Origin of the sequence: Bradyrhizobium sp. LCT2, assembly GCF_009931255.1 — a bacterium.
GTDB lineage: Bacteria > Pseudomonadota > Alphaproteobacteria > Rhizobiales > Xanthobacteraceae > Bradyrhizobium > Bradyrhizobium diazoefficiens.
The window spans coordinates 5,650,269-5,676,597 of record NZ_CP034432.1 but is presented as its reverse complement, the minus strand read 5'-3'; the positions used below and the strand labels follow the sequence as shown (position 1 = coordinate 5,676,597).

Genomic DNA, 26,329 nt, shown 5'->3' with positions numbered 1-26,329 from the left:
TGATCTTACTCCCCATCCGTCGTGGTTTCAGCTTCTTCGCGCGGACGGCGCGGGCCGCGATCACCGCGGAAGCCACCACCGTCACGATCGCCGCCACGGAAACCACCCTCGCGGTCGCCACGGAAGCCGCCTTCACGCTCGCCGCGGAAGCCGCCGCCACGATCGTCACGTTCGCGATCGCGATCAGCCTTGCGCATCATCGCGGACGGGCCTTCCTCGAGCTCCTCGACGCGGACGCTGAGATAGCGGATCACGTCTTCGCTGATGCGCTCCTGGCGCTCGATCTCGGCGATCGCCGCGGACGGCGCGTCGATGTTGAGCAGCACAAAGTGCGCCTTGCGGTTCTTGTTCATGCGGTAGGTGAGGGAGCGAACGCCCCAGTTCTCGGTCTTGGTGACCTTGCCGCCGAGACCCTCGACGATACCGGTCATCTGCGCAGTCAGCTCTTCGACCTGCTGCGGGCTCGCGTCTTGGCGCGCGAGAAAAACATGCTCATAGAGAGCCATGGAAGTCCTTTCCTCATGTTGGCGCATCGCCCGGCGTCAAGCCCTTAAGAGGCCTTCGGAAAGGACTCTGGGATTAAGCTCAGAAGGCGGAAACACGGGACGACGGGCCGACTGGCCCTGCCACACCAAAATCACGAATGATTTGTTGAGACCGTCCGTTCAGCTCCCGGCCGGGGTCTGCGGATGCGCGCCTTATACGGATTTTGGCTGGCTTTGCAAGGTTGGAGGGCCAGGTTTCGCCTCTGGCGCCCGGGCTGGGGGCCCTTCGGCTTGATTTATTTGTTTGTATAGCATACAAATAAATCAACGGGAGGATCCCATGGCAGACAAATCTGCCCGCGCCCCATCCGAGCCGGCCGCCGGCGACCCCAAGCATGCGGCGCGCGCCACACGCTCGGCCGGTCGCAAAATGCGCTCGTTGCTGCTGGATGCGGCCAGCCCGCTGTTCCGGGAGCGGGGATTGTCGGGCGCCTCGATCACCGACATCGCGGCCGCCGCGGACGCATTTCCGAGCCAGATCACCTACTATTTCCGCACCAAGGAGGCGCTGTTCGTCGAATGCGCCTGCCGCGAGCTCCTGTACGTCGCCCGCGCGACCGAGCAGGCTGCGCTGAAGGCGCGCACGCCGCGGGACTACACCCACGCGCTGGCCGAGACGGTGACGGCGAGCGATTCGGTCGCCTTCTTCGCCGAGGCGTTGACGTTGACGCGGCGTCGCCCGGATCTCGCGCCGCTGGTCGAGCGCACCATCGAGCGTCTGCACGCCGAGGGCGCACGCGCCTATGCGAGCCAGGTCGAGCGCCACGGCTGGCGTTCCCTGCGCGCGCCCGACGAGAGCTCGCGGCGGTTCTGGGCCGTCGCCATCGGCGTCATCCTCGAAGGCTATGCCATGGGGCGCTCGCCGGATGAGCTCTGCGCCGAGATGCTGCGCGTGCTGGGCGAGCAGGCGAAATCTGCCGGCGACGCCGCGCGCCTGCGCCTCGTCGACGACCGCGACGCATCGACCACTTCGGATGAGGAGAGCTAGGCCATGACCGCACTTCGCATGCGTGCCCGCGATTTCCTGACCGAGGATCAGCTCGTCGACGTGCGCCAGCGCGTAACGTGGAAGGGTATCGCACTGATCGCGCATGCCTGGGCGCTGATTGCCGGTGCCATCGCCCTCGTCGCATGGTGGCCGAATCCGCTGACGTACATTTTCGCTGTCGCCGTCATCGGCTCGCGCCAGCTGGGCCTGTCGATCCTCATGCACGACGGCGCGCATGGTTGTCTCTCCGCCGATGAGAACACCAATTTGACGCTGAGCCAGTGGTTCTGCGCCTATCCCGTTTTTGCCGAGACGCGCGCCTATCGCCGCTATCACTTGCAGCACCACGCGCGCACCCAGCAGGAGGACGATCCCGATCTCGTGCTGTCGGCGCCATTTCCGATCACGCTGCTGAGCTATCGCCGCAAGTTCATTCGCGACATCACCGGGCAGACCGGCTACCAGCAGCGCAAGGCGCAGTTGCTCAACGCACTCGGCCCGCAGGACTGGCCGTGGCGGCAGCGCGCGGCGCATTTCTGGGAGAAGCTTGGCCCGCAATGCGTTTTCAACGCCATCCTGTTTGCAGGGCTTGCGGCGGCCGGTGTGTGGTGGGCTTACCCGCTGCTATGGCTGGTGCCGCTGCTCACCTGGATGATGGTCATCACCCGCATCCGCAACATCGCCGAGCATGCCGTCGTCCCCGACAGCAGCGATCCCCTGCGCAACACCCGCACCACGCATGCCAATTTTCTCGAGCGCCTGTTCATCGCGCCGTATTACGTGAACTATCACCTCGAGCATCATCTCTTGTTCTACGTGCCCTGCTACAATCTGCCCAAGGTCCATCGCCTGCTGAGCGAGAGTCGTCATGCCGGCCGCATGGAAGTGCAGCCGAACTACGGCGCCGTGCTGCGGCTCGCCACCGCCAAGCCGAACCGCGACGACCGGCCGGGGCAATTGGTCAGCAGCGCGCGCCGCGCGCGGGCTGGTGCCGAGGTCGGCGCGGATCAGAAGGCGGGTGGTTTTTAAGGGGCGCATCCCCAGTTGAATGCCGGTCGACGTTCCCATCTTGGCTTGACATTGCAGGCCCGGACGGTGTCTACGGCCCCCTTTGAGGCACGATCCGGAACCATGGCCCAAGGCCGCGCGTAATCGGCTGCCGGTTCTCGCAGGGATCGTGCTCGACAAGCAGGGAGCGCCGATGACGGCAGCATTCACATTTCCGGGGCAGGGGTCCCAGGCGGTTGGCATGGGCAAGGCGTTGGCCGACGCCTTCCCGGTGGCGCGCGCCGTGTTCGACGAGGTCGATGCAGCGCTTGGGGAGAAGCTGACGGCCACCATCTGGGATGGCCCGGCCGAAACCCTCCAGCTCACCGAAAACGCCCAGCCGGCGCTGATGGCCGTTTCTGTTGCGACCCTGCGGGTGCTTGAGGCTGAAGCCGGTTTTTCCGTGGGGCGGGACGCGGCCTTTGTCGCCGGCCACTCGCTTGGTGAATATTCGGCGCTGGCCGCGGCCGGCAGCCTGACGGTTTCCGATACCGCGCGGCTGCTTCGCACCCGCGGTCTCGCAATGCAAAAAGCCGTGCCGGTCGGCGCCGGTGCGATGGCCGCTCTGCTGGGCCTCGATTACGAGGCCGCCATGGAGGTCGCCAATGAGGCGGCTCAGGGGCAGGTCTGCCAGGCCGCCAACGACAATGGCGGCGGGCAGGTGGTCGTCTCCGGCGACAAGGCAGCGGTCGATCGCGCCGTCGAGATCGCCAAGACCAAGGGCGCCAAGCGCGCGATGCTGCTGCCGGTGTCCGCACCGTTCCATTGCAAGCTGATGCAGCCGGCTGCCGACGCGATGGCGGAGGCGCTGGCCAAGGTCACGATCAAGGCTCCGGCAGCTCCGCTGGTGTCGAACGTGCTGGCAACCGCCATCACCGATCCCGACGAGATCCGCCGCCGTCTGGTCGAGCAAGTCACCGGAACGGTGCGCTGGCGCGAGTCGGTTGCCTATATGGCCGGGCAGGGCGTTACCCGTTTCTTCGAGATCGGTGCCGGCAAGGTGCTGACGGGTCTCGTCAAGCGTATCGCCGACGGCGCCGTCGGTGTCGCGGTGGGCGGACCGAACGACATAGCGGCCGCCAAGGATGCGCTGGCCGCTGCGAAGCAGGCCTGAAGCGCGATGAATCGTCATCGCGCTTTGGTTCTTTAGTTTGCGCACGATCTTGCCGGAAAACCGCTGCGCACGTTTCCGGATCGTGCTTTGAAGGAGTTGTCCATGTTCGATCTGACTGGCAAAAAGGCGCTCGTCACCGGCGCGACCGGCGGTATCGGCGGCGCAATCGCGCAGGCGCTGCACGCGCAGGGCGCCACGGTCGCGATATCAGGAACGCGGAAGGAAGTGCTGGATGAGCTTGCCGGCAAGCTCGGCGAGCGCACCTTCGTGTTGCCCTGCAATCTCTCCAAGGCCGACGAGGTCGAGGCGCTGGTGCCTGCGGCGGAAGCCGCGATGGGCCAGGTCGACATCCTCGTCGCCAATGCCGGCATCACGCGCGACAATCTCTTCGTCCAGCTCCGCGACGAGGACTGGGACGAGGTCATCAACGTCAATTTGACCTCGACCTTCCGCCTGGCGCGCGCCGCCACCAAATTGATGATGCGCAAGCGCTTCGGCCGCATCATCGCCATCACCTCGGTGGTCGGCGTCACCGGCAATCCCGGGCAGGGCAACTACACGGCGTCGAAGGCAGGCTTGATCGGCATGATCAAGACGCTGGGTGCCGAATACGCCAAGCGCGGCGTCACCGCCAACTGCATCGCGCCCGGCTTCATCAAGACGCCGATGACGGACGCGCTCAATGACAAGCAGCGCGAGACGATTCTGACCAAGGTTCCGGCCGCCCGGCTGGGGACGCCCGAGGACATCGCGGCGGCCGCCGTCTACCTGAGTTCAAACGAAGCGGCCTACGTCACCGGGCAAACCATCCATGTCAACGGCGGCATGGCCATGATCTGAAGTCCTCGTACCGTGCCGCCCACATGGCGGTGCGGGATGCGGCAAACGGCCGTTTCCGATGCGAAATTAGGCTTGTAGTCAAGGCAGTTGAAGTATGGTAACCGGACCTTCAACGGATGGGCAAAGAACGCCATTGCAGGTTTTTGAAACCCTGTATATTGGCGATGCGGAGCCTTGGCCGTCGTTCGCCGGGCCCTGCATCGGTTAGGATGGGGCCAAATCAAAGTTCGTAAGCGAAGGCAGTCAACGACCACGACGGCTCGTATCGTCCCGGGGGGTCGGGTCTACAGGGAACAACACGAGGTTATGCAATGAGTGACATTGGCGAGCGGGTTAAGAAGATCGTGGTCGAACACCTTGGTGTTGAACCCGAGAAGGTTGTCGACGCTGCGAGCTTCATCGACGACCTCGGCGCCGACAGTCTGGACACCGTCGAGCTGGTGATGGCGTTCGAAGAAGAATTCGGTTGCGAGATTCCGGACGACGCCGCGGAGACGATTCTCACCGTCGGCGACGCCACGAAGTTTCTCGAGAAGAACGCGAAGAGCTAAGGCTCTTCAATTTTCGCGGGGACAACATTGAAACCGGACGGGCCGCTTCGCAGCGGTCAGCCGGTTTCTTGTTATTGGCCGTGAATCTTTCGATGCGGAGTTTGCGGATATGAGGCGGGTTGTCGTCACGGGTCTCGGCATGGTCTCGCCACTCGGCTGTGGCGTCGAGCCGACCTGGAAACGCATCCTCAACGGCGAAAGCGGTGCGCGCAGGATCGAGAGCTTCGATGTCTCCGATCTTCAGACCAAGATCGCCTGCACGGTGGTGCGCGGCGACGGGTCGAACGACACCTTCAATCCCGACAAGTGGATGGAGCCGAAGGACCAGCGCAAGGTCGACGACTTCATCATCTTTGGCATGGCCGCGGCCGGCCAGGCGCTCGACGATGCCAACTGGCATCCCGAAACCGAAGAGGACAAGTGCGCGACCGGCACCATGATCGGGTCCGGCATCGGCGGCCTCAACGGCATCGCGGAAACCGCCATCCTGCTGAAGGAGCGCGGACCGCGCCGGGTGTCGCCGTTCTTCATTCCGGGCCGCCTGATCAATCTCGCCTCCGGCTACGTCTCGATCGCGCACGGGCTGAAGGGGCCGAACCATTCGGTGGTCACGGCCTGCTCGACCGGCGCGCATGCGGTCGGCGATGCCGCCCGCCTGATCGCGCTGGGCGATGCCGACGTGATGGTTGCCGGCGGCGCCGAGTCGCCGATCAGCCGCATCGGCATTGCCGGCTTCAACGCCGCGCGCGCGCTCTCGACCGGTTTCAACGAGACACCCGAGAAGGCCTCACGTCCCTACGACAAGGATCGCGACGGCTTCGTGATGGGCGAGGGCGCCGGCGTCCTCGTCCTGGAAGAACTCGAGCACGCGAGGCGACGCGGCGCCAAGATCTATGCCGAGGTGATCGGCTATGGTCTGTCGGGCGACGCCTATCACATCACGTCGCCGTCGCCCGACGGCGATGGCGGCTTCCGCAGCATGCAGGCCGCGCTCAAGCGCGCCGGCCTCACGGCGTCCGATCTCGACTACATCAACGCGCACGGCACATCGACGCCGCTCGGTGACGAGATCGAGCTCGGCGCGGTCGAGCGTCTGCTCGGCAATGCCGCCTCCAAGGTCGCGATGTCCTCGACCAAATCGTCGACCGGCCATCTGCTCGGCGCGGCCGGTGCGATCGAGGCGATCTTCGCCATTCTCGCGATTCGCGATAATGTAGTGCCGCCGACTATCAACCTCGACAATCCGTCGGTCGAAACTGCGATCGATCTCGTGCCGCACACGGCGAAGAAGCGAGAGGTCAACGTCGCGTTGTCGAATTCTTTCGGTTTTGGCGGTACCAATGCGTCGGTGATCGTCCGCCGTTTGGCCAATTAGTTTGCGTTTGAAACGAATCCACCGTTTTGCCGTATTCGGCGATAGTCATGGTAGTGGGCGCGTGCATTTGGCAGGGCAAACGGTTGTCAGGCCGCGATTGAACCGGCAGGATTCAGGTTGCTTCGATGAGTGAAAGGCCGCCCATTTCGCCCCGGAGTCCGCGGGCAGCGCTCGAGCCCGAGCAGGTCCCGCCGCCGCCGAAGCGATCGGACCGCGCGCGCAATCCCTTCGTGATCGTCGGCAACGCCATCATCACGCTGCTCTTGATCTCCATGATCGGGGCGGGCGCCGTCTATTACTACGGCCGGCAGGTGCTCGAAGCGCCGGGTCCGCTCAAGGAAGACAAGATCGTCAACATCCCGCAGCGCGCCGGCAAGCGCGACATCGCCGAGACGCTGAACCGGGAAGGCGTGACCGACGTCAACCCGTGGGTGTTCATCGCAAGCGTGGCCGCGCTGAAGGCGAGCTCGGACCTCAAGCCCGGCGAGTATTCGTTCCAGAAGAACGCATCCCTGCGCGACGTCATCGCCACCATCGTCGAAGGCAAGGTGGTGCAGCATGCCGTCACGATTCCGGAAGGCCTGACCTCCGAGCAGATCGTGGCACGGCTCTCCGACAACGATATCTTCACCGGCAGCGTGCGCGAGCTGCCGCGCGAGGGCACGCTCTTGCCCGAGACCTACAAGTTCCCGCGCGGCACCACGCGCGAGCAGGTGATCCAGCGCATGCAGCAGGCGCACAAGCGCGTGCTGACCGAGATCTGGGAGCGTCGCAGCCAGGACATTCCGGTCAAGACTCCGGAGCAGCTGGTGACGCTGGCCTCGATCGTCGAGAAGGAGACCGGCAAGCCGGACGAGCGCAGCCGCGTCGCTGCCGTGTTCGTCAATCGCCTGAAGCAGAAGATCAAGCTCCAGTCCGATCCGACCATCATCTATGGCCTCGTCGGCGGCAAGGGCACGCTGGGCCGCCCGATCAAGCGCAGCGAGATCACGCAGCCCTCGCCCTACAACACCTATGTGATCGAAGGCCTGCCGCCGGGCCCGATCTCCAATCCCGGCCGCGCCTCGCTCGAAGCCGCCGCCAACCCGGCCCGCACCCGCGACCTCTATTTCGTCGCCGACGGCACCGGCGGGCATGCCTTCACCGAGACCTACGACGCGCACCAGAAAAACGTCGCCAAGCTGCGCGCGATGGAGAAGCAGATCCAGAACGACACGGTCGAGCCGGCCGAGGACGCGCAGCCGCCGGCGGCGGCCGCGCCCGGCGCTGCCGACACGCCGACCGCGACCACGCCGGCACGGCCGAACCAGCAGAAGAAGCCGCCGGCTGCTCCTCGCCCCGCTGGTCCCGCTCCTGCCCGGCAGGGCGCGGTGCAGCCCTCGTCGCCGGTGATCCAGCGCTAGGCCCGCGCAGACCTGCCTACGGGACTTTGCGGATTCCACTTTCCGGCAAAATAGTCTTAAGATTCGCATGCCTTGATGGCCTCGCGAATCCTGTGTTTCTGGAGAATTTGACCTGATGGCGCTGTCGTCCATGACCGGCTTTGCCCGAAGCCACGGCGCTAGCGGGCCGTACACGTTCGAATGGGAATTGAAGTCGGTCAACGCCAAGGGCTTTGACCTCAGGGTGCGGCTGCCGCAGGGGTTCGACGAGCTCGAGGCCCACGCCAAGAAGCGCGCCGGCGAGCTTTTGTCGCGCGGCACCGTCTACGCCAATCTCAACGTCAAGCGCGCCAATGCCGCCGCCTCCGTCCGTGTCAACGAGGACGTGCTCAACGCCGTCCTGAAGGCCGCCTCGATGATCGCCGGAAAGGTCGATGCGGTGGCACCGAGCGTCGACGGCCTGCTCGCCATCAAGGGCGTCGTCGAGGTCGCCGAGCCCGAGGGCGACGAGGAGGAGGACAAGGCGGCGCGCGCCGCGGCAGCGGAGGCCTTCGACAAGGCGCTCGCCGATCTCGTCGAGATGCGCAAGCGCGAGGGGACCTCGCTCGGGCAGATCCTGACCCAGCGGGTGGACGAGGTCGAGCAACTGGCGAAGAAGGCCGAAGCCGCACCCGGCCGCAAGCCGGAGGCGATCAAGGCCAGGCTCGCCGAGCAGATCGCAACGCTGCTCGACACCTCCGACCGTTTCGATCCCGACCGCCTGATGCAGGAGGCGATCCTGATCGCGACCAGGGCCGACATCCGCGAGGAGCTCGACCGTATCGCCTCGCATATCGCGCAGGCGCGCGAGCTGATCGGCAAGGGCGGCCCGATCGGGCGCAAGCTCGACTTCCTGGCGCAGGAGTTTCACCGCGAGGTCAATACCTGCTGCTCGAAGTCGAACGACATCGAGCTGACCAATACGGGGCTCGCCATGAAAAACGTGGTCGAGCAATTTCGCGAGCAGGTCCAGAATCTGGAGTGATCGATGACGACGGGCGGTCACGGAACTGACGGTGTCGAGCGGCGTGGATTGATGTTCGTGCTGTCCTCGCCGTCGGGCGCAGGCAAAACGACGCTGTCGCGCTTGTTGATCGAGCGGATGCCGGGCCTGCGAATGTCGGTCTCGGCGACCACGCGGCCGATGCGGCCCGGCGAGGTCGACGGCCGCGACTATCTGTTCGTCGACAAGCCCCGCTTCGAGGCGATGGTGCGGGACGACGAACTGCTGGAATGGGCGACCGTGTTCGACAACCGCTACGGCACGCCGCGCGCGCCGGTCGAGGCGGCGCTGTCGGCCGGGCAGGACGTGCTGTTCGATATCGACTGGCAGGGCACGCAGCAACTGCGCGAGAAGGCGCGTGCCGACGTCGTCAGCGTGTTCATCCTGCCGCCGTCAGCCGGCGATCTCGAGAAGCGGCTGCATTCGCGCGCGCAGGATTCCGACGAGGTGATCCGCAAGCGCATGAGCCGCGCCAGCCACGAGATGAGCCACTGGGCCGAGTACGACTACATCGTGATCAACCACGACGTCGACGAGGCCTTTGCCGAGGTGCAATCGATCCTGAAGGCCGAGCGCCTCAAGCGCGAGCGGCGGATTGGCCTCGTTGGTTTCGTGCGAGGTTTGCAAGGCCAGCTGCAGGGTTAGAGCCAGGGCCAGGCTGCCTCAGCCGCGGCCCTTCCTGCGCCAGCCGTTCCAGCATCGCGGTGATGATGTCGACGTCGACCGCATCCTCATCGCGACCAGCCGGCTTTTCATCGCTGTCGGCCCGGTCCGCGGCTAACCGGGGTGAACTGGCCCCGATCTCGAATTCCCTGTCGAATACCGCGACCTGAGACTCGCCGGATTCCACGACTTCGGCGACGCCAGCCGGCTCGTGTGCGTCGATCACATCGATCTCGCGGTCGATCGCGGCGAGCTGTGCCGCCTGGGGACGTGCGGCATCGAAGTCGATCGGGCGCGGCGGCTGCGCGCGCGGCGTGACGGCCGGCATCGCCTTGAGCCAGGGCGCGCGGCTCTCGTCCTGGTCCTGCGGCTCCCAATCGTCCCAATTCACGCGGCGGTGGTCGCTCGCCTTGACGCGGGAGCGCGCACCGGCGAAGCGGTAGATGACGCTGGCGAGGATGCCGGCGATCGCCAAAGCGCCGCCGATCACGAGCAGGAGCGTCTGGAGCGAGCCGGTCGGCTTGTCGGCGGGAATTTCGGCCGCGGCGAGCGCCACCGGGGCGTTGGCCTTTGCCGGTGTCGCGCCCGGCTGCGTTGCGGGTGCGGGCGCAGCGGAACTCGCGGAAGCATCGGGCCAGCGCGCGGCGACGGCGGGCTGCTGCGCGTTGTTGTCGGCGATGGCGCCCGGCGGCTGTTGCATGACCTGTGGCGCGCTCGTTGCGGCCGGCGCAGGCGCGGTCATGTTCGGCGAGCTCGGCGCGGCACCAGTCTGCGGTGCAATGTATTCCGCGCGCGCATTCTGCACCGACGGCGGCGCTGCTGAATCTGCATTTGGCGTGTCGGCCGTCGCTTGCGCGCTCTGCGTCGCCTTGCCGCCTTCGGCACGCAGGTACCAGCACTGCCGCTTGGTCGCGCGATCGAGGCGATAGTGCCAGTGCTGTCCCTGCGGCGCGGTGCTTTTCGGCGAGGTGAGGCAGTCGGCGGCCGCATTGGCCGTGCTCGATGTGCTCGGCGCGTTCTGCGACACCGCAGCGAGGGGGGCGCCGGCAATGATACTGCCAACAAGCGCTGATATGAATTTCGCGGTGCGGTTGCCCATCCTGGTCTCCCGGTTACGCATGACGCAACTCTTAACCTTCCCTTTCTCTTCAAAGAGTTGGGTGGCAATGAGCCGCAAATCCGGAGAGGATGTGGCTTGAATCGGGCCTGCGCGGCGATCGTTCCGCCGCGAAATCAGGCATTTTCGACCATTATTGTTTGGTCGAGGTCCATGTTCCCGAGCAGCCGTCGGAGCGGCGGAAGGTTCCGGAACCGCTGCGCCCCGAAAGGCGGCCGGCGCCCGTGAAGGTCACGCCATTGCCCGCGCCGGAGGTATGAACCGCGCCGCTCGCGCTGACGCTGCCGCTGACGCCCTCGCCGATGACCCGGCCCGAGCTCACGACCACCGCGCCGGAGGTCGAACCGCCGCAGCCGACGCTGAGGACGACCCAGGCGCCGTCGAAACCGCCGCCACCACCGCCGCCGCTTCTCCGCGGCGCCGAGCGTTCCTCGGCCGCCGGCTTGCTCCGGCGCGCGGAGGGCGCGGGCTCGGCCGAGCGGCCTGAAGAAGGATCCTGGCGCGAGCCGGAGAGCGATTTCTCGTGATTGCCGATCGAGCCACCGGCGCTGCCGGATTGCGCGAAGGCGGACGACGAGGCGAGGGCGAGGAGGGAGGCGAGAGCGAACGTGCGGGCGGTGGAATTGGGCATGAGCAAATAATCCAAAATGAAAATCGTATCAGCGGCCGGAGCCGTCGGCGCAGACGGATCCGATAATGCGGCAAGCCTTGCCAGCCTTGCCGCATTCGTCAAGCGCGGCATCCCTGGCGCGCTGGACGCCCTCGCGCTGGACCAGCGACCAGGATTTGTCGGAGATCGCGAAGGCGCCGCAGCCCTTGCCATAGAAGGAAAGCTCGATCGGGCATTTGGCGCCGGCGCAGTTGCCGCGCGCATCCGCGACCGCCGCGCGCCGCGAGGCGTGGTTCCACGACATGCCCCATTTGCTGCCGTCGGGGCCGTAAACGATCGAGCCCCATGGCTTCAGATCCTCCATCTTGCGCATCCGCAGCAGCAGGCCTTCGGTCGCCTCTCCGGTCGGCGCCATGGATATCCGCTGCTGAAGCTTCGTGATCGCGCGGGTAAGGCCGTCGGGCGTGTCAGGATCGAAATTGAGCTCGTAGAGCCGTTCGCTGAGTTCGCTGAGCAATGCGGCATCGCGTAGGGGGACGCGGTCAGGATCGGCGCGCAGGCGATCCGCCGGCAGCGGATCAGGCTGCATCGCCGCGACCTGCGGCGGTGCCGTCTGCGTCGGCGGCACGAAATAGAAGGTGCCGTCGATCGGCGAGGACGACACCCAGGGCTGCTGCGCGCCCGATGTGGCGCGCTTCACGGCGAGGCCGACCTGGTTGAAGGTCTGGAATACGTCGAGACCTGCGGTCCGGATCGTCGTCGCCAGCGCCTTGGTGTAGGGGCTATGGCCGTCGCTGCCGTCCTGGGCGACGTTGCCGGGTTGCGTCGCATAGGAGATCAGCGTGCCCTCGGGTGCGCGCATTTGCGCAAGGCCGCCGTCGGAGGAACGCAAGCCGCGCGAGCCGAACGGGTTGTTGCGGCAGGCGTCGAGGATGACAAGGTTGAGCCGCGTGCCGGACCCCTGCATCTGGCGCAGCACGAGATTGACGTCGGTCATCTGGAAGTCGACGTCGGCCTCGCGCGTCGGATTGGCGCCGACCGGCACGAGATAGTTGGAGCCGGCGACCTGGACACCGTGGCCGGCATAGTAGAACAGCGCGACGTCGGCGCCTTGCACCTGCCGGCCGAAGCTCTGCACCGCGATGTCCATCGCGCCCTTGTCGAGATCGAGCTGGGCACGGCCGCCGACCAGTGTGAAGCCGAGCGTGCTGAGCGTCTCCGCCATCAGGCTGGCGTCCTTGGACGGGTTGTCGAGCGGCGTGATGTTCTTGTAGGCGGAGTTGCCGACGACGAGCGCGATGCGCTTATCGGCGGATGCGGGCGTTGCCGCGGCGACGAGCAGCGCTGTGGCGAGTGCCGCCAGCCCCACAACGCGATTGAAAATCCTCGCGCGCATAAAAATTCCCCAAAGCAATGGCGCCAATCTACCAGCTAGGTGCGCGGGCGAAAAGCGGTGCGACATTCTGTGCGGCCACGGGCCCGTCCGCATCGTGCCGGGAAAGAGGCGCGGCTGTGCGTTCCCGCGGCCGGTCTTGCCCGAGCCTTGCCGTCGTTCGCCGCCCGATGGAGGCCAAAGGGCGCAGGGAAGGCCGGGCGCCGGCGGCACCCGCACGTCCGTGCGCGATAGAAGTGCACACGGTTTGGACCACAGGTGATGCCGGACGCCCGGCCTTCCCTGCGCGGATGGTTTTAACGGTGTCCTTCGTGCTCTCCCCGGGGAGCGATGCACTATTGCCCCCGTCGCCCTGCCGATCGCTGATACGCGCGCCCGGTCGGGCCGCCACATCACCGCAGGACTTGACGCACAGACCCCGGGCGTCAGGACCACACGACTTCTTCGTCCGCGGACGGCCACGCCTGGTCATGCGCGTCATTCCGGGGCGCCCTGGAAGGGCGAGCCCGGAATCCACGGCAGAACGCGTAGCCCGATGGATTCCGGGACTGCTTGCTGCGCGCGCATCCCGGAATGACGGAGCAGGGGGTGACTTCCTGGCGAGAGCCGGCGAAGGCGCAAAAACTGCGAAGCCTATTTCCAGACGCGCGCCAACGTCAGCGCCAGCAGCCCCAGCGCGGCGCTGATGAGGCCCACCAACGCGTAGGATTGCGCGAACACACCGGTCTGAACAAAGACCTGCGCCGCGATAGCGAAGCAAACAGCCGCGAGCAGCAGGCAAGCGCAGCCGACGATCATCGACAGATAGCGTATCGCGACTGCGACTGGCCTTGCGGGCGATGCGGGATCGTTCATGCGGAATGACAACAGTGCAGCCGACGGCGGGTTCCTCCGTTGCTGCGCGCGAGCATCAATCGCGTGCGCAGCAATCGACGAGCGCGCGCCAGATGCGCTGGATTTCGACCGTCCTCTGAAGCTCCAGGACGTGGTTCTCGCTCGTTGGGGAGGATGGCGTCTCAGGGCGGGGTTCGCGCGGCACGATCCAGCGTTCGGATATCGGATCGTACCACTTGCCGAGACTGACCACGTTCGTCTCTCCTCGTTTTACCCCCCGGTGTATCGCTTATCCCTTGCGCTTGTTGCTTGTGTTCTGGGTGAGATTGCCGTGCGCCGCCTGCTCGCGAATATTCTGCTTCTCGTCGTCGCGGTGGCCTTTGGTGGTGTCGACCGGGACCGACGGCGCGCTGCCGGCGCCCTTGTGGCTCTGGTTTTCTTCAGGAACAGGTTGCACTGTCTTCGTCAGCGGTTTTGTCATCCGCTCTGACTCCGTCGTTGCCTTCACGAGAGACAAACGCGCCCGGGGCGCGCGACGTTCCAAGGTTAGGCCGAAGTGATCGGCTGGCAATCGGCATGATGGTGTGGGGAGCGGAAGCTTCCTGTCTTCATCGAGGGGCGGGCATTGGGCTCGATGGCGGTGGCGCATTTGCCGGAACGGGGCCCGAGGGGATCGCCCGCCGCCCATCATCCGAAGCGGGCTTCCTGCGACGGCCGGCGCTTCGCCGCGTGGGCACGCCAGGTATCGATCGCTCTGTTCGCGAGCATCAACTGCCGGCGTTCACCGGTCCTGAGCTGGGCTTCGATGGCGTCGAGAAGGACATTCGCGGTCTCGTCCGGAGGGCCGAGCTCTCCGCTCTGCTCCAGGAAGCCCCAGGCGATGAAGAACGCGCTCTCGACGGTGCAGCGAATGGACATACTCTGCCAACGCGGCGTGGCCGCAGCCGTTCCGCGCGGCGGGCGAAACTTGCGTCCGGCCGCCGCGGGCGGTGTCAGTTCTTCAGCACGATGCGGCCGACGACCTTGCCGGCGCGCAATTCGTCGATCCATTTCTGGACGTCGCCCATCGGCTCCTCGCGCATCGGCGTCGGCTTGATCTTGCCGGCGCGGGCGAGTGCCATCAGCTCCTTGGCCTCCGCAAGCGTGCCGACCATGAAGCCTTCGATGGTCATGCGCTTGTAGACCCATTGCACCATGGGCAGCGTGAACTGGCCGCCCATCAGGCCGGAGACCACGATCTTGCCGCCGCGCGCGGCGACCGCGACCGCAAACGCCATCGACTTCTCGTTGCCGGCGAAATCGACGATCTCGTCAAAACCGCCTTCGGTCTCCTTGAGGATGCGCTTGATCACGTCGGGCTCGGCCGGATCGTAGGCGTTGGCTGCGCCGTTCTTCAGTGCGGTGTCGCGCGCGGCCGGCGAGAGATCGGCGACCGTGATCGGCTGCTTGAACATCGCCTGCGCGAACGACAGGCCCATCATGCCGACGCCGCCGAGGCCGATCAGCAGCAGGTTGCGCTGGCGCGGACGGTCGACCAGGCGCTTGAGCGCGCCGTAGGCGGTGACGCCGGAGCACATCAGCGTCGCGGCCTGGTTGACGGGCAGGGGATCGTAGTCGAGCAGGTATTTCGCGTCGGGCACAAGCACGTGGGTGGCGAAACCGCCGTCGATGGAGACGCCGAGGAAGCGCTGCTTGACGCAGAGGTTCTCGTCGCCATTGGCGCAGTCGCGGCACTGGCCGCAGCCGATCCACGGAAACACCGCCTTCTTGCTGCCGACGAGGCCGCCCGGAACGTCGGGGCCGACTTCATCGACGACGCCGGCGATCTCGTGGCCGAGCGTGAAGGGCAGCGTCATGCCGCGCGTGGTGTCGAGCTTCTTGCCGCCGCCGAGATCGGCATAGCCGTCCTGGATGTGCAGATCCGAATGGCAAAGGCCGCAGCGCTCGATGCGCACCAGCACCTCGGCGCCTTTCGGCTTTGGCGTGTCGACGATGGTCTCGCACAAGGGCGCATCGAACTTGACCAGCGACTGCCGACGCATCAACGCCATTTTCTTTCCTCCGGAATTTCTGTCTTAGCCTTCGCTGCGTATATCCGCCAATTCACGCGCCATGGCAACAAAGCCTGATATCGGAATGGTCTCGGCGCGCCGCGTCGCATCGACGCCAGCGGCCTGCGCAAGCCGCGCCGGATCGACGCCGAGCGATTTCAGGCTTTGCCGCAGCATCTTGCGGCGCTGGCCGAACGCGGCCGCCGCGACCTGCTCGAGCATTTTTCGATCGCATGGCAGGGGCTCGGCGCGCGGCACCAGGCGCACGACGGAGGAGGTCACCTTGGGCGGCGGCACGAAGGCGGACGGCGCGATGTCGAACAGGATCTTCGTCACGCAGCGCCAGTTGGCGAGCACGCCGAGGCGGCCATAGGCTTCCTCGTCCTCGCGCGCCACGATGCGCTCGCCGACCTCGCGCTGGAACATCAGGACCATCATGTCGTACCAGGGCGGCCATGGTTCGGTGGTGAGCCAGTTGATCAGAAGCTGAGTCGCGATGTTGTAGGGCAGGTTGGCGACGATCTTTGCGCTTTCGCCATTGAGCAGCGGACGCGGGTCGAAGGTCATGGCATCGCCGTGGACGATCTCGAGCCGGCCGGGATAGCGCGCGGAAATATCTTGCAGGGCGGGGATCGCGCGCTCGTCATGCTCGATGGCGACGACGCGCCTGGCGCCGAGCGCAAGCAGCGCGCGGGTTAGTCCTCCCGGGCCCGGGCCGATCTCGACGATGGTGGAGTTGTCCAGTGGCGCCGCCGCGCGCGCGATGCGCGCGGTGAGGTTGAGATCGAGCAGGAAATTCTGGCCGAGCGATTTGCGGGCCGACAGCGCGTGCTGGCGAATGACCTCGCGCAGCGGCGGGAGGTCGTCGATCGCGCTCATCAGGTTTTGGCAGCCGCCATGCGGCTGGCGAGCTGAAGCGCTGCGATCAGGCTCGCCGGATTGGCTTTGCCGGTGCCGGCGATGTCGAAGGCGGTGCCGTGATCGGGCGAGGTGCGGATGAAGGGCAGGCCGAGCGTGACGTTGACGGCGTCGTCGAAGGCGACCGTCTTGATCGGGATCAGCGCCTGGTCGTGATACATGCAGACCGCGCAGTCATAGAGGCTGCGCGCGGCTTCGTGGAACATGGTATCGGCGGGCAGCGGCCCCCTGGCGTCGATGCCGTCGTTGCGCAATGTCTTGAGCGCAGGCGCGATGATGGTCTGCTCCTCGTGGCCGAGCGAGCCGTCCTCGCCGGCGTGGGGATTGAGTCCGGAGATCGCGATACGCGGCCGCGCGATGCCGAAGCGGGATTTCAGTTCGGTCGCGACGATGCGCACGGTCGAGACGATCAATTCGCTCGTGAGCTGGGACAGCGCATCGCGCAAGGAGACGTGGATGGTCACGGGCACCACGGCGAGCCGCGGCGACCACAGCATCATCACCGGCTGCGGCACGCGGCTGTCCTCTGCGGCGAGCTCGGCGAGGAATTCGGTGTGGCCGGGATGGCGGAAGCCCGCGCGGTAGAGCACGCTCTTGGCGATCGGATTGGTGACGACGGCGCCGGCGCGGCCGGCCCGGACATCGGCCACCGCCTGGCGGATCGAGGCGAGCGCAGCCGGCGCGCTCGAGGCGTCGGGCTGGCCGGGTTCGGCCGTGGCGCGCTCGCCGGTCGCAACCACCGGCAGGGCCTCGGTGAAGGCGGCCGCGGCTTCGTGTGCGCTCACGGAGGCGATCCGGATCTCGGCGCCGAGCGCCTTACCCAGGGTCTTGTCCAGTGTCTTGGCGCGCCGCGCGATCAGCGCCTCGTCGCCGAGCAGGTAGAAGGCGGGCAGGTTCAGCTCGCGGCGCCGGAGCCAGGCTGCGATCGTGATGTCGGGGCCGATGCCGGCAGGCTCTCCCAGGGTCAGGGCGAGGGGCTTTGCTGCGTGGTTGGCCATCAGCGGTTGCGATATTCGATCATCGCCGCCTTGCGGAGCTCGTCGAGATAGGCCTTCTGGGTCTTCTCGTACTTCTCCTGATACATCTTCTCGCGGACCTCGCGCTTCTTCGGCGTGTCGATCATGGTCGGCTTGCGTGAGCAGAGCACCACCATCTCGATGCCCGCCTTGGTCACCTCCGGCGCGGTCAGATGGCCGATCGGCGTGTCGTCGAGCACCTTGCGCAGCGCCTCGGGCAGCTCCGCGGTCGTCTTGGTGACGCTCTCGCGGATGGTGGCGTTCGGCGTCGAGCGGAACAGCGAATTGGCCTCCTCGCAGCTCGCAACGCGCGAGCGATATTGTTCGGCTTCCTTCATCCGCGTTTCCTGAAAGGCCGGAGACGAGCCGCGCGGCACGATCAGCACAATCGGCTGCATCTTGTATTCGGTGCCCTCGATCTGCAGCTTGTCGCCGGCCTGGGCCTGCACCGCCTGCGCGACGTCGCGCTCGCCGACCATCAGCTTCTCCTTGAAGCGGCCGCGCACGAGGCTGGTCCAGACCATCTCGGACTTCATGCGGGCCTTCAACGTCTCCGGGCGGACGCCCTTGACCTCGAGCGACTTGGTCAGCTGATCCGTCGTGATGCGCATGCGCTGCGCCATGCCCTCGAAGGACTGGTTGATGTCGGAGACGCCGGGATCGACGCCGTACTTCTTGCCTTCCTTCAGCTTCACCCTGTCGTCGATCAGCTCGTTGATGACCTCCTGCCGGCTCGGGGTCTTCTGCGTCGTCAGCAGGTCGAGCTTCGAGCGCTGGTCGATGTCGAAATCGGTGATCGGATCGCCGTTGACCATGACGACGATGTTCTGCGCGCGCGACGGCGTGCCGGCCAGAAACAGGGCGGCGAGGACGAGGAGGAGGCGGAACAAAGGCAAGGCAGTCGTCATGGATCTCGCTCGCATGTCAGCCGCGGTGAACCTGCGATTGGGGCAACGCGGTCGGCACTTCAAACCGTTTACTGGAGGCCGCCGGTACTGCTGGTCGTCGACGAGGTCGCCAGCGTACGCAGCCCGAACGTGAACATGTACGCATGGCTCAGCACTGGCGGCGTAGTGCCCGCCGAATAGCTATACGAAGTTACATAGTTCGCCGCCAACACGAAGCAATCGTCGACATAGCCGGCGCCGAGCACATACTGGTTGATCTTGTTGGCCTCGAGGTCCCAGCGCGCCGAGCCCGACACCACCCAGTTGGTCGCGACCTTGAGCGAGCCCGAGGTCAGGATGCCCTCGCGGCGCGTCAGATAGCCGAGTTCCGGCTGTGCCGCGTAGTTGCCGTACATCACGCTGATCGACCAGCGATCGAAGTTGGCGCGGCCTTCCGCCTCGAAACGCTGGACGTTCCAGGTCTGCTCGTCCATGCGGGAGCGGACGCTGAACGTGTAGGTGCGGTTGGGCGAGTAGGCGATGCTCGCCACGTAGTCGGAGCGGGGCTTGTCGAGACCGGAATCCAGGCCCGTGTTGATGGAGTCCTGGACCGCGTAGGAGTTCATGCCGAACAGCTGGTAGGACTGGCCGAACAGCGTCTTGACGGCGCCGCCCCTGTCGAACTGCGTGGTGGCCTGCACGCCGACATTGGCGCGGCCGCCGCCCTCGACGCGGTCGTAACCGGAGAACTTGTCGACGCTGAACAGGTTCGAGGTGTCGAACACCATGCTCTGCGCGTCCTCGTTCGGCAGCTTGCCGGCATAGGTCTCGTTCGGGCGGATGATGATCTGCGCGATCGGCTCGATGGTGGTCGAGCCCCAGGGCTGAACGTTGATGAAGGGATAGCGGTATTCGAGGCCGACGGTCGGCATCAGGCGGATCGCCTGGGTGTCGCCGACCGGCAGGTAGTTCGACACGCCCGGCTGGTTCGAGACCGAGGAGTTGATCGCATCGGCACGGAGGCTGGCGAACGGCGTCCAGATCTGGCCGAGCGGGTCGGTGAAGGATTTGCGCCACTGCGCTTCCGCCGTCAGGCGGGTATAGGTGCCGGGGAAGCCGCGCAGCAGGCACTGCGACGGCGTGCGCGCGAGCGGATCGGCCGACGCCGTCGTGCACAGGCTGTTGGTGTTGGCGAGCGTCGTGATCGGATCGAACACGGCGGTGTCACGCGACAGGTTCACGAAGTTGGTCTTGTAGCTGAACTCGCCGCCGAACACCGGATAGTTGAGCACGTTCGAGTAGTCGATCACGGGGTAGACGATCGGCACCTGGTTCTGGTTGCCCGAGAAGCTCAGCCAGTACATCGTGCGCGCGTCGAAGAAGCTGCGATTGCCGACGCCGGTCAGATAAAGCTGCGAGATCGCATCGGTCGGCAGGTTCAGGAACGATCCGAGCGGGTCCCTGTAGGCCGCGAGGCGATAGTCCGAGAAGAAATAGTAGTCGGACATCAGGACACCGTCCCAACCCCAGACCCATTTGTCGTTCAGCGCGAACTGACCCTTGGTGTCGATAGCGCCGCGGAACTGGCGGTCTCCGGGCTGCCCGGCAAAGGCTCCGGGATCGAGCTGGTAGATGCCGTAGGCGCGGATCTGATAGGCGCCGTCGATCAAGCGCTGACGGAATTCGCCTTGCAGCAGCGCGCCCTGTCGCGACATGAAGCGCGGGGTGAAGGTTGCGTCCATGTCGGGCGCGATCGCCCAATAATAGGGAACTTCGGCGCCGAAGCCGGTGTTCGTCGTGCCGGGGAAGTAGCCGGGCATCAGGAAGCCGGACTTGCGCTTCACGGTCGGGTCGGGCGTCGAGAAATAGGGCATGTAGGCGATCGGCACGCCGAAGAATTCGAGCTGCGCCGTCTCGAAGTACAGCATCTTCTCCTGCTGGTCGTGGATGATGCGCGCACCCTTGACCTGCCACAGCGGCGGCTTCTTCGGATCGTCCTTGCACGGCGCGCAGGCCGTGTAGACGCCGTTGTCGAACACCGTGTAGTTGCCGCTGGACCGGTCGGCACGGGTCGCGGCCATGCGGGTCTGGTCGGCGGTGTCCACGCGCAGCGAATCGACGAAACCGTCGCGGTAATCGTCCGAGAGATCCATGATCTCGGCATAGGTGATCTTGCCGTCGGCATCCGTCATGCGGATGTTGCCTTCGGCATGGAGCCGCTTGGTCTTCTGGTCGTAGATGACCTTGTCGGCCTCGACGCTGGTGCCGTTGTAGAACAGCTGGACGTTACCGACCGCGGAGACGCGCGAATTGTTGTAGTCGTAGTCGACCTCGGTCGCCTGAACCAGCATCTGGTTGTCGTTGGCGGCCTTCGGCGGCTTCGGGCGCGGCGGCAGCGGATTATAGGTGAACTGGGCCGAGGCCGGCGCCACGGCTGCAATGTCGATCAGCCCGCCGAGCGAGACGGCCGCGACGACGGCGAGCAGAAGCCTGCGCACGGACAAGCCGCGTCCGTTCGCGCGCATCACAGTGCGGCGCGTCAAACGAGACACGGGCCCTCGATGGACGGCAGTCACTAACCGTCCTCCTGGTACAACAAGGCCAAAAAGCCGGTGAGGCCGCCCACCACCACGGGCAACCACGCCGCAGCGATCGGATGCATCAACTCAGCCTTGCTCAAGTCTTCAGTCACTTTCGACAGAACGTAGAGCAGAAAGCCTGCGCCCACGCCACTCAAAACCATCTTCTGCACGCCGCCCATCCGGAAGAAACGCAACGACACCGAGGCCGCGAGCATCACCATGGCGGCGAGCAAAAACGGCTGCGCCAACAGCTTGTGATACTGGAGTCGATAGCCGGCTGTCGCGAAGCCTGAGCTTTCGGAGGAGCGGATGTAGCTCGGTAGTTGCCAAAAGGACACAGTCTCGGGTGTGGAAAAGCTGTTGCGGACCTGGGCCTCGGTCAACGTCGTCGGAATCGCCAGAACGGCCTGCTCGATCGGCGGCCCGTCGAGCGAGAAGCGGCGGACGTTCCTGAATATCCACTGGCCGACTTCGAGCTCCGCCTCGCGCGCCTCGACGCGTTCCTTGAAGTGCTGCTCTGTGTCAAACCGGAACAGCGTGAGCCCCGTGAGCCGGACGCCCTGCTGCTCGCTGCGCGCCGCATTGATGATCGTCTGGCCGTCGTTGGTCACCTGGTTGAGCCAGAAGCCGGAGGCGTCCTGGATGCCGCCGCCGGGCGCCGAGCCGAACAGCTCGGCCTCCATGCGCTTGGAGAGCTCGCGCAGATTGGCCGACATCGGATTGTAGGCGACGGTGGCGATCACCCCGATCAGGAGCGCGCTGCCGAGCGCCGGCGAGATGAACTGCCAGGCCGAGACGCCGGCGGCGCGCGCGACCACGAGCTCGAGCCTTCGCGAGAGCGCGAGATAGCAGGTCATGGCGCCGATCAGCATGCAGAACGGCGTCAGCTTCTCCAGGAGCTGCGGCACCCGGAACAGCGAGGTCTCGGCCACCATGATCGCCGAGGCGGACGCAAGGCCGGAGGTCTTGCGCACCATCTCGATGTAATCGACCAGCACCAGCAGCAGGAAGATGCTGGCGAACACGCCGAGCGCCGCGACCACGAAGCGGCCGGCGAAATAGCGCCCGAGTGTATTGGTGAGCATGCTCATGCGGTGGCCGGCCGTCCGAACAACCGTGCGATGCGCGCGTTCGACCTGTTGATGGCCTCCATGAGGCGGGGCGGCGGCTCGACCACGATGCCGCCGACGATCATCCACATCCCGACGCCGATGGCGCCCAACACCATCGCGTATTGGACCAGCACCGCGGCGGGCGACTTCACCGCCATCACCGAGCAGGCGAAGCCGGCCATGCGCAGGCCGAACACTGCGACGATGGACGAGCCGATCGAGAAATTGCGGCTCTGGCGGGTGGTGCGAGGCGCACCGAGGAAGGCGAAGGTCAGCACGGCAAAGGCGAACGGATAGATCGGCGCCAACAGGCTGTCGTGCAAGGCCGAGCGGAACTGACCGGGAATCTGCTTGTAGACGGGATCATCCTCGGACGGCGAGAACAGCTCCCAGAGATAGCGCTCGCGGATGCCGAGGGTGACGTCGCGGCCTTGACCGGAGAACTTCGACATGTCGAAGCCGTAACGGCCGAACGCCACCAGCGCGGGATCGCGTTTGCCGACCTCGAAGCGCTGCAGATTTCCCGTTTCCAGCACCAGGAACGATCCGGTGTCGTTCTTCATGACCTCGCCATGCTCGGCGACGATCGAGACGCGCTCGTTGGGATCGCGGCGGTCGTCGATGAAGATGCCGGCGAGGATGCCGCCCGGCAGGCGCTCGCGGATCCGGATCGTCAGGTTCTTGTCGAGCTGCGCGAAGCGGCCGGGCTGGAGGATGTTGGTGAGCACGTCGGCGGTGATCTCGGCATCCCACTGCTTGATCCGCCGCATGCCGTCGGGCGCAAGATAGGCCGCGATGAAGGCGACCAGCAGGGCCACCACGCAGGTGGCGTAGAAGAACGGATAGAACAGCCGGAACGGCGAGAAGCCGGCGGCATTCATCACGATGATCTCGGAATCGGTCGCGAGCTTGTTCAGGGTGTGCGAGATCGCGATCATCAGCGCGATCGGCGAGATGATCAGGACCAGCGCGGGCACGACGAGGCTGGTGATGCCGAGGAAGGTGAGGATGGTCTGACCCTGGCTCGTCATCAGGTCGATGCCGCGCAACGCCTGCGTAATCCAGATCACGCCGGTGAGGCTGACCAGGACCAGCGCAAACGACGCCAGCGTCGTGCGGAAGATATACCTATCGATTGACCCCATGCGCTACCGCACGAATCCCACCAAGTCCCCAATGTCGGCCGGAGTTCTGGCCGTCCAACCAATCCCCGGAAGGGGATCCCCAAGGTCGGACAAACAGCTCTTACGCCGGCTTACTCTCTCACTACCATCCCTTTGATCCGTCAACAAAATGGCTGCCCCGTGGCACCCTCAACATATGGTTAATATTTCCCTCTTGTGGCCTGGCGGCCACGGGCGGTGCTTGGCATCTGCCCGGCCGGTGGCCCATAGTGGGGAAAGTCCAGTGAATCGCCGTTCAGCGCCGGCCCGTGGCCGGACCCGTCGAGCGGCAAAAGCCCCATGTTTTAGAGGAGTTACCCATGTCCGATGCCATCAAGGTCGGCTTCGTTTCGTTGTCTGCTGCCGCCCATGGCATCCTGGTCGTGTTCTGCGACGACGGTTTGAAGCTGGGCCCGGCGACCGCCAAGGCGCTCGGCGGCGCTACCGAACTTGTGAAGCGGGCGGCCTCGGCCGCCGCTTTCAAAGGTAAAAGCGGCGCCGCGCTGGACATCCTGGCGCCGGAGGGGGTGAAGGCCACCCGTCTGATCGTGATCGGGGCCGGCAAGGCGACGGGCCTGAAGGCGAATGACTTTCTCAAATTCGGCGGCGTGGCGGCGGGCAAGCTCTCCGCCACTGCTGCCGCGATGACCATCATGGCGGAACTGCCTGACGGCGCCATGACGAGCGAGCAGGCGGTTGCGATCGCCGCAGGGCTCCGGCTGCGCGCCTACAAGTTCGACCGCTACAAGACCAAGAAGAAGGACGGCGAGGAGGGCGGCTCACGCGCCGATATCTCGCTTGCGGTGGGCGATGTCGCCGCGGCCAAGAAGGCGTTTGCCTCGGCCGGCCATGTCGTCGACGGCGTGATCATCGCGCGCGACCTCGTCAACGAGCCGCCGAATGTGCTTTTCCCCGAGGAATTCGCGCGCCGCGCAAGCCTGCTCCGCAAGCTCGGCGTCAAGGTCGAGGTGCTCGACGTCAAGGCGATGGACAAGCTCGGCATGGGCGCGCTGCTCGGCGTCGGCCAGGGCTCGACGCGGCCGAGCCGCACCGTGATCATGCGCTGGGACGGCGGCAAGAAGGGCGAGGCCCCGGTCGCCTTCGTCGGCAAGGGCGTCTGCTTCGACACCGGCGGCATCTCCATCAAGCCGGCCGGCAGCATGGAGGACATGAAGGGCGACATGGGCGGGGCTGCCTGCGTCGTCGGGCTGATGCACGCGCTTGCGGCGCGCAAGGCCAAGGCCAACGTGGTCGGCGCCATCGGCCTCGTCGAGAACATGCCCGACGGCAATGCGCAGCGGCCGGGCGACATCGTCACCTCGATGTCGGGCCAGACCATCGAGATCATCAACACCGACGCCGAAGGCCGCCTCGTGCTGGCCGACGTGCTCTGGTATGTGGCCAAGAAGACGAAGCCGAAATTCATGGTGGACCTGGCGACGCTGACCGGCGCGATCGTGGTCGCGCTCGGCACCGAGCATGCCGGCATGTTCTCCAACAATGACGAGCTTGCCGACCGGCTGCTGACGGCCGGCATCGAGAGCGGCGAGAAGGTCTGGCGCCTGCCGCTCGGCCCCGAATACGACAAGCTGATCGATTCGCAGTTCGCCGACATGAAGAACACCGGCGGCCGCCACGGCGGCTCGATCACCGCGGCGCAGTTCCTGCAGCGCTTCGTCGACGGCACGCCCTGGGCGCATCTCGACATCGCCGGCACCGCCATGGGCGCGCCGAAGACCGACATCAACCAGAGCTGGGGAAGCGGCTATGGCGTCCGCCTCCTGGATCGCCTGGTGGCGGACCACTACGAGCGCAAATGATCCAAAATGACTGAAGTGCTGTTCTACCATCTGCAAAACATGACGGTGGAGAACGTGTTGCCGCCGCTTCTCGAGAAATCGCTCGAGCGCGGCTGGCGCGTCGTGGTGCAGTCGACCTCGGAGGAACGCGCCGATGCGCTCGATGCGCATCTGTGGACCTATCGCGACGATTCCTTCCTGCCGCACGCGACATGGCGCGTGAACGATGCCGCCGATCAGCCGATCGTGCTGGCGATCGAGGAGGACAATCCCAACGGCGCCCATGTCCGCTTTCTGGTCGACAACGCAGCGCTGCCGCAGGATGCGCAGGGCTATGAGCGCATGGTGCTGCTGTTCAACGGCGACGATCCGGACGCGCTGGCGCTCGCCCGCAGGGCCTGGACGGATTGCAAGGCGCGGGGATTTGATGTCACCTATTGGCAGGCCGACGAACGGGGGCGGTGGCAGCGGCGGAATTAGCGGTCGATCGCAATTAATGATAATTTGCACTTTACGGGTGATGCTGGCTTCGGCCACCTTCGTGCCGCAAAGTGATGTTGGGACAATCGTTTAGGGCTGGTCCTTCACGCGGGGAATTTAGTTTATCGTGCGACATCAAAAGCTTCCCGGCTCGCTCATAGTTGCGTTGGCTGCCGTAGTACCGCTGGTCGCGGGCTGCTCGGGCGGGACCGATCTGCTGTCCAAGGATGCCCAGTGGTTCAACACGCCCAGCCGCCTGTTCATCAGGAACATCTCGATTGAATCGCCGCCGCTGACTCCCGAAAAGCCGGTCGGGGCTGAGGATCTGGTCAGCGCCGACGGCGCCTGTCCCGGCATGGCGCCGCCTCCCGGACCTGCCGATGCCAATGCATCGACGACCGCGCCGGCGGCCGCCGGCGGCACAGTCGCTCTCGGCCATACCGAATGCGACGTGGTGCGCGGCATCGGCGCGCCCTCGAACGTGAACCTCTCCAATGATGCCGTCGGCAGGCGCGTTGCCGTTGTCACATGGACGACCGGTCCGCGCGCGGGCATCTACACGTTCACGGCCGGACGCCTGTCCTCGATCGAGGGCACGCCGGAGGCGCCTGTCTTGCCGAAGGCGACCAAGCCTAAGGCGAAGAAGAAGTCGGCGTAAGCGCAAGCGCGCGTCCCGGCGAAACGCTACGAGCTGGTCGTCGATCCGAACGCGGCCAGGGCGATCGACCTCGACATACGGTCCTTGCCGCTGGTTCGCGCGGATCGCGTAATTGAAGAGCGCGCACCGCGCGCGACCAAAACAACAACATCATCCGCGACA

General features: G+C 65.7%; 27 protein-coding genes. 12 read left to right on the top strand and 15 right to left on the bottom strand.

What is annotated here, in order from left to right:
• Window positions 1-5: 5 nt before the first annotated feature.
• Window positions 6-506 carry a 30S ribosomal protein S6 gene (gene rpsF / locus EI171_RS27275; RefSeq protein WP_028171082.1) on the bottom strand — a complete coding sequence of 167 codons (501 nt, stop codon included), beginning with the start codon at window positions 504-506 and terminating at the stop codon, window positions 6-8.
• Between the two features lie 319 nt (window positions 507-825).
• Between rpsF and EI171_RS27270 the strand changes: the two genes are divergently transcribed.
• The 9 genes from EI171_RS27270 (at window position 826) to gmk (ending at window position 9,529) form a co-directional block, all read left to right on the top strand.
• Complete coding sequence (locus tag EI171_RS27270; RefSeq protein ID WP_011086855.1) at window positions 826-1,533, top strand: TetR/AcrR family transcriptional regulator C-terminal domain-containing protein; 708 nt, start codon at window positions 826-828, stop codon at window positions 1,531-1,533.
• A 3-nt stretch (window positions 1,534-1,536) separates the two neighbouring features.
• Window positions 1,537-2,562 (top strand): fatty acid desaturase family protein, encoded by a 1,026-nt coding sequence (locus EI171_RS27265; protein ID WP_161535174.1) that lies wholly within the window; start codon window positions 1,537-1,539, stop codon window positions 2,560-2,562.
• A gap of 172 nt (window positions 2,563-2,734) precedes the next feature.
• On the top strand, window positions 2,735-3,694 hold the full coding sequence (fabD, locus tag EI171_RS27260; protein ID WP_060913065.1) for an ACP S-malonyltransferase: 960 nt from the start codon (window positions 2,735-2,737) through the stop codon (window positions 3,692-3,694).
• A gap of 102 nt (window positions 3,695-3,796) precedes the next feature.
• Complete coding sequence (gene fabG, locus EI171_RS27255) at window positions 3,797-4,534, top strand: 3-oxoacyl-[acyl-carrier-protein] reductase (RefSeq protein WP_011086858.1); 738 nt, start codon at window positions 3,797-3,799, stop codon at window positions 4,532-4,534.
• A gap of 311 nt (window positions 4,535-4,845) precedes the next feature.
• Complete coding sequence (locus tag EI171_RS27250) at window positions 4,846-5,085, top strand: acyl carrier protein (RefSeq protein WP_008130699.1); 240 nt, start codon at window positions 4,846-4,848, stop codon at window positions 5,083-5,085.
• A 109-nt stretch (window positions 5,086-5,194) separates the two neighbouring features.
• A complete protein-coding gene (fabF, locus tag EI171_RS27245; RefSeq protein WP_161535173.1) occupies window positions 5,195-6,460 on the top strand; it encodes a beta-ketoacyl-ACP synthase II in 1,266 nt (421 codons plus the stop codon).
• 125 nt (window positions 6,461-6,585) lie between these two features.
• Window positions 6,586-7,863, top strand: a complete 1,278-nt coding sequence (gene mltG, locus EI171_RS27240) for an endolytic transglycosylase MltG (protein WP_028171086.1) — start codon at window positions 6,586-6,588, stop codon at window positions 7,861-7,863.
• Window positions 7,864-7,978: 115 nt separating this feature from the next.
• Complete coding sequence (locus EI171_RS27235; RefSeq protein WP_028171087.1) at window positions 7,979-8,866, top strand: YicC/YloC family endoribonuclease; 888 nt, start codon at window positions 7,979-7,981, stop codon at window positions 8,864-8,866.
• 3 nt (window positions 8,867-8,869) lie between these two features.
• Window positions 8,870-9,529 carry a guanylate kinase gene (gene gmk, locus EI171_RS27230; protein ID WP_011086862.1) on the top strand — a complete coding sequence of 220 codons (660 nt, stop codon included), beginning with the start codon at window positions 8,870-8,872 and terminating at the stop codon, window positions 9,527-9,529.
• On the opposite strand, the gene EI171_RS27225 is transcribed toward gmk, so the two are convergent.
• The 14 genes from EI171_RS27225 to lptF all read right to left on the bottom strand — a co-directional run bounded on the left by EI171_RS27225 (window position 9,462) and on the right by lptF (window position 23,212).
• Window positions 9,462-10,667, bottom strand: coding sequence for a hypothetical protein (locus tag EI171_RS27225; RefSeq protein WP_161535172.1), 1,206 nt, complete (start codon window positions 10,665-10,667; stop codon window positions 9,462-9,464). The genes gmk and EI171_RS27225 overlap by 68 nt on opposite strands.
• A gap of 130 nt (window positions 10,668-10,797) precedes the next feature.
• Window positions 10,798-11,295 (bottom strand): hypothetical protein, encoded by a 498-nt coding sequence (locus EI171_RS27220; RefSeq protein WP_161535171.1) that lies wholly within the window; start codon window positions 11,293-11,295, stop codon window positions 10,798-10,800.
• A 28-nt stretch (window positions 11,296-11,323) separates the two neighbouring features.
• The gene (locus tag EI171_RS27215; protein WP_161535170.1) at window positions 11,324-12,670 is read right to left on the bottom strand and encodes a caspase family protein; all 1,347 of its coding nucleotides are present in this window, start codon (window positions 12,668-12,670) and stop codon (window positions 11,324-11,326) included.
• A gap of 630 nt (window positions 12,671-13,300) precedes the next feature.
• Window positions 13,301-13,522: a hypothetical protein gene (locus EI171_RS27210; protein WP_060911741.1), complete on the bottom strand. Its 222-nt coding sequence runs from the start codon at window positions 13,520-13,522 to the stop codon at window positions 13,301-13,303.
• Between the two features lie 55 nt (window positions 13,523-13,577).
• Complete coding sequence (locus EI171_RS44970; protein ID WP_202633022.1) at window positions 13,578-13,754, bottom strand: hypothetical protein; 177 nt, start codon at window positions 13,752-13,754, stop codon at window positions 13,578-13,580.
• 36 nt (window positions 13,755-13,790) lie between these two features.
• Complete coding sequence (locus EI171_RS27205; protein ID WP_161535169.1) at window positions 13,791-13,982, bottom strand: hypothetical protein; 192 nt, start codon at window positions 13,980-13,982, stop codon at window positions 13,791-13,793.
• A gap of 206 nt (window positions 13,983-14,188) precedes the next feature.
• Complete coding sequence (locus EI171_RS27200) at window positions 14,189-14,419, bottom strand: hypothetical protein (RefSeq protein ID WP_038968058.1); 231 nt, start codon at window positions 14,417-14,419, stop codon at window positions 14,189-14,191.
• A gap of 74 nt (window positions 14,420-14,493) precedes the next feature.
• The gene (locus EI171_RS27195; protein ID WP_110116073.1) at window positions 14,494-15,552 is read right to left on the bottom strand and encodes an alcohol dehydrogenase; all 1,059 of its coding nucleotides are present in this window, start codon (window positions 15,550-15,552) and stop codon (window positions 14,494-14,496) included.
• Between the two features lie 24 nt (window positions 15,553-15,576).
• A complete protein-coding gene (gene rsmA, locus EI171_RS27190; RefSeq protein WP_161535168.1) occupies window positions 15,577-16,431 on the bottom strand; it encodes a 16S rRNA (adenine(1518)-N(6)/adenine(1519)-N(6))-dimethyltransferase RsmA in 855 nt (284 codons plus the stop codon).
• Window positions 16,431-17,468, bottom strand: a complete 1,038-nt coding sequence (pdxA, locus tag EI171_RS27185) for a 4-hydroxythreonine-4-phosphate dehydrogenase PdxA (protein ID WP_161535167.1) — start codon at window positions 17,466-17,468, stop codon at window positions 16,431-16,433. The genes rsmA and pdxA overlap by 1 nt, the downstream gene beginning before the upstream one ends.
• Entirely contained in the window at window positions 17,468-18,394 is a 927-nt protein-coding gene (locus tag EI171_RS27180) for a SurA N-terminal domain-containing protein (RefSeq protein WP_028171094.1), read from the bottom strand. The genes pdxA and EI171_RS27180 overlap by 1 nt, the downstream gene beginning before the upstream one ends.
• Before the next feature lie 68 nt (window positions 18,395-18,462).
• Window positions 18,463-20,949 carry an LPS-assembly protein LptD gene (locus EI171_RS27175; protein ID WP_028171095.1) on the bottom strand — a complete coding sequence of 829 codons (2,487 nt, stop codon included), beginning with the start codon at window positions 20,947-20,949 and terminating at the stop codon, window positions 18,463-18,465.
• On the bottom strand, window positions 20,949-22,046 hold the full coding sequence (gene lptG, locus EI171_RS27170; RefSeq protein ID WP_038966780.1) for an LPS export ABC transporter permease LptG: 1,098 nt from the start codon (window positions 22,044-22,046) through the stop codon (window positions 20,949-20,951). Before lptG ends, EI171_RS27175 begins: the two co-directional genes overlap by 1 nt.
• Window positions 22,043-23,212 (bottom strand): LPS export ABC transporter permease LptF, encoded by a 1,170-nt coding sequence (gene lptF, locus EI171_RS27165; protein WP_011086881.1) that lies wholly within the window; start codon window positions 23,210-23,212, stop codon window positions 22,043-22,045. Before lptF ends, lptG begins: the two co-directional genes overlap by 4 nt.
• A 338-nt stretch (window positions 23,213-23,550) precedes the next feature.
• Here lptF and EI171_RS27160 point away from each other — a divergent pair, with 338 nt between their 5' ends.
• From EI171_RS27160 to EI171_RS27150, 3 genes are all read left to right on the top strand, one after another.
• On the top strand, window positions 23,551-25,050 hold the full coding sequence (locus EI171_RS27160; RefSeq protein WP_161535166.1) for a leucyl aminopeptidase: 1,500 nt from the start codon (window positions 23,551-23,553) through the stop codon (window positions 25,048-25,050).
• A gap of 6 nt (window positions 25,051-25,056) precedes the next feature.
• Complete coding sequence (locus tag EI171_RS27155) at window positions 25,057-25,509, top strand: DNA polymerase III subunit chi (RefSeq protein WP_161535165.1); 453 nt, start codon at window positions 25,057-25,059, stop codon at window positions 25,507-25,509.
• 166 nt (window positions 25,510-25,675) lie between these two features.
• The gene (locus tag EI171_RS27150; RefSeq protein WP_202633209.1) at window positions 25,676-26,167 is read left to right on the top strand and encodes a hypothetical protein; all 492 of its coding nucleotides are present in this window, start codon (window positions 25,676-25,678) and stop codon (window positions 26,165-26,167) included.
• The last annotated feature ends 162 nt before the right edge of the window (window positions 26,168-26,329 follow it).

Coding starts and splice junctions, on each gene's coding strand:
- rpsF (WP_028171082.1), bottom strand. CDS start 506: ATGGCTCTCTATGAGCATGTTTTTCTCGCGCGCCAAGACGCGAGCCCG.
- EI171_RS27270 (WP_011086855.1), top strand. CDS start 826: ATGGCAGACAAATCTGCCCGCGCCCCATCCGAGCCGGCCGCCGGCGAC.
- EI171_RS27265 (WP_161535174.1), top strand. CDS start 1,537: ATGACCGCACTTCGCATGCGTGCCCGCGATTTCCTGACCGAGGATCAG.
- fabD (WP_060913065.1), top strand. CDS start 2,735: ATGACGGCAGCATTCACATTTCCGGGGCAGGGGTCCCAGGCGGTTGGC.
- fabG (WP_011086858.1), top strand. CDS start 3,797: ATGTTCGATCTGACTGGCAAAAAGGCGCTCGTCACCGGCGCGACCGGC.
- EI171_RS27250 (WP_008130699.1), top strand. CDS start 4,846: ATGAGTGACATTGGCGAGCGGGTTAAGAAGATCGTGGTCGAACACCTT.
- fabF (WP_161535173.1), top strand. CDS start 5,195: ATGAGGCGGGTTGTCGTCACGGGTCTCGGCATGGTCTCGCCACTCGGC.
- mltG (WP_028171086.1), top strand. CDS start 6,586: ATGAGTGAAAGGCCGCCCATTTCGCCCCGGAGTCCGCGGGCAGCGCTC.
- EI171_RS27235 (WP_028171087.1), top strand. CDS start 7,979: ATGGCGCTGTCGTCCATGACCGGCTTTGCCCGAAGCCACGGCGCTAGC.
- gmk (WP_011086862.1), top strand. CDS start 8,870: ATGACGACGGGCGGTCACGGAACTGACGGTGTCGAGCGGCGTGGATTG.
- EI171_RS27225 (WP_161535172.1), bottom strand. CDS start 10,667: ATGCGTAACCGGGAGACCAGGATGGGCAACCGCACCGCGAAATTCATA.
- EI171_RS27220 (WP_161535171.1), bottom strand. CDS start 11,295: ATGCCCAATTCCACCGCCCGCACGTTCGCTCTCGCCTCCCTCCTCGCC.
- EI171_RS27215 (WP_161535170.1), bottom strand. CDS start 12,670: ATGCGCGCGAGGATTTTCAATCGCGTTGTGGGGCTGGCGGCACTCGCC.
- EI171_RS27210 (WP_060911741.1), bottom strand. CDS start 13,522: ATGAACGATCCCGCATCGCCCGCAAGGCCAGTCGCAGTCGCGATACGC.
- EI171_RS27205 (WP_161535169.1), bottom strand. CDS start 13,982: ATGACAAAACCGCTGACGAAGACAGTGCAACCTGTTCCTGAAGAAAAC.
- EI171_RS27200 (WP_038968058.1), bottom strand. CDS start 14,419: ATGTCCATTCGCTGCACCGTCGAGAGCGCGTTCTTCATCGCCTGGGGC.
- EI171_RS27195 (WP_110116073.1), bottom strand. CDS start 15,552: ATGGCGTTGATGCGTCGGCAGTCGCTGGTCAAGTTCGATGCGCCCTTG.
- rsmA (WP_161535168.1), bottom strand. CDS start 16,431: ATGAGCGCGATCGACGACCTCCCGCCGCTGCGCGAGGTCATTCGCCAG.
- pdxA (WP_161535167.1), bottom strand. CDS start 17,468: ATGGCCAACCACGCAGCAAAGCCCCTCGCCCTGACCCTGGGAGAGCCT.
- EI171_RS27180 (WP_028171094.1), bottom strand. CDS start 18,394: ATGACGACTGCCTTGCCTTTGTTCCGCCTCCTCCTCGTCCTCGCCGCC.
- lptG (WP_038966780.1), bottom strand. CDS start 22,046: ATGAGCATGCTCACCAATACACTCGGGCGCTATTTCGCCGGCCGCTTC.
- lptF (WP_011086881.1), bottom strand. CDS start 23,212: ATGGGGTCAATCGATAGGTATATCTTCCGCACGACGCTGGCGTCGTTT.
- EI171_RS27160 (WP_161535166.1), top strand. CDS start 23,551: ATGTCCGATGCCATCAAGGTCGGCTTCGTTTCGTTGTCTGCTGCCGCC.
- EI171_RS27155 (WP_161535165.1), top strand. CDS start 25,057: ATGACTGAAGTGCTGTTCTACCATCTGCAAAACATGACGGTGGAGAAC.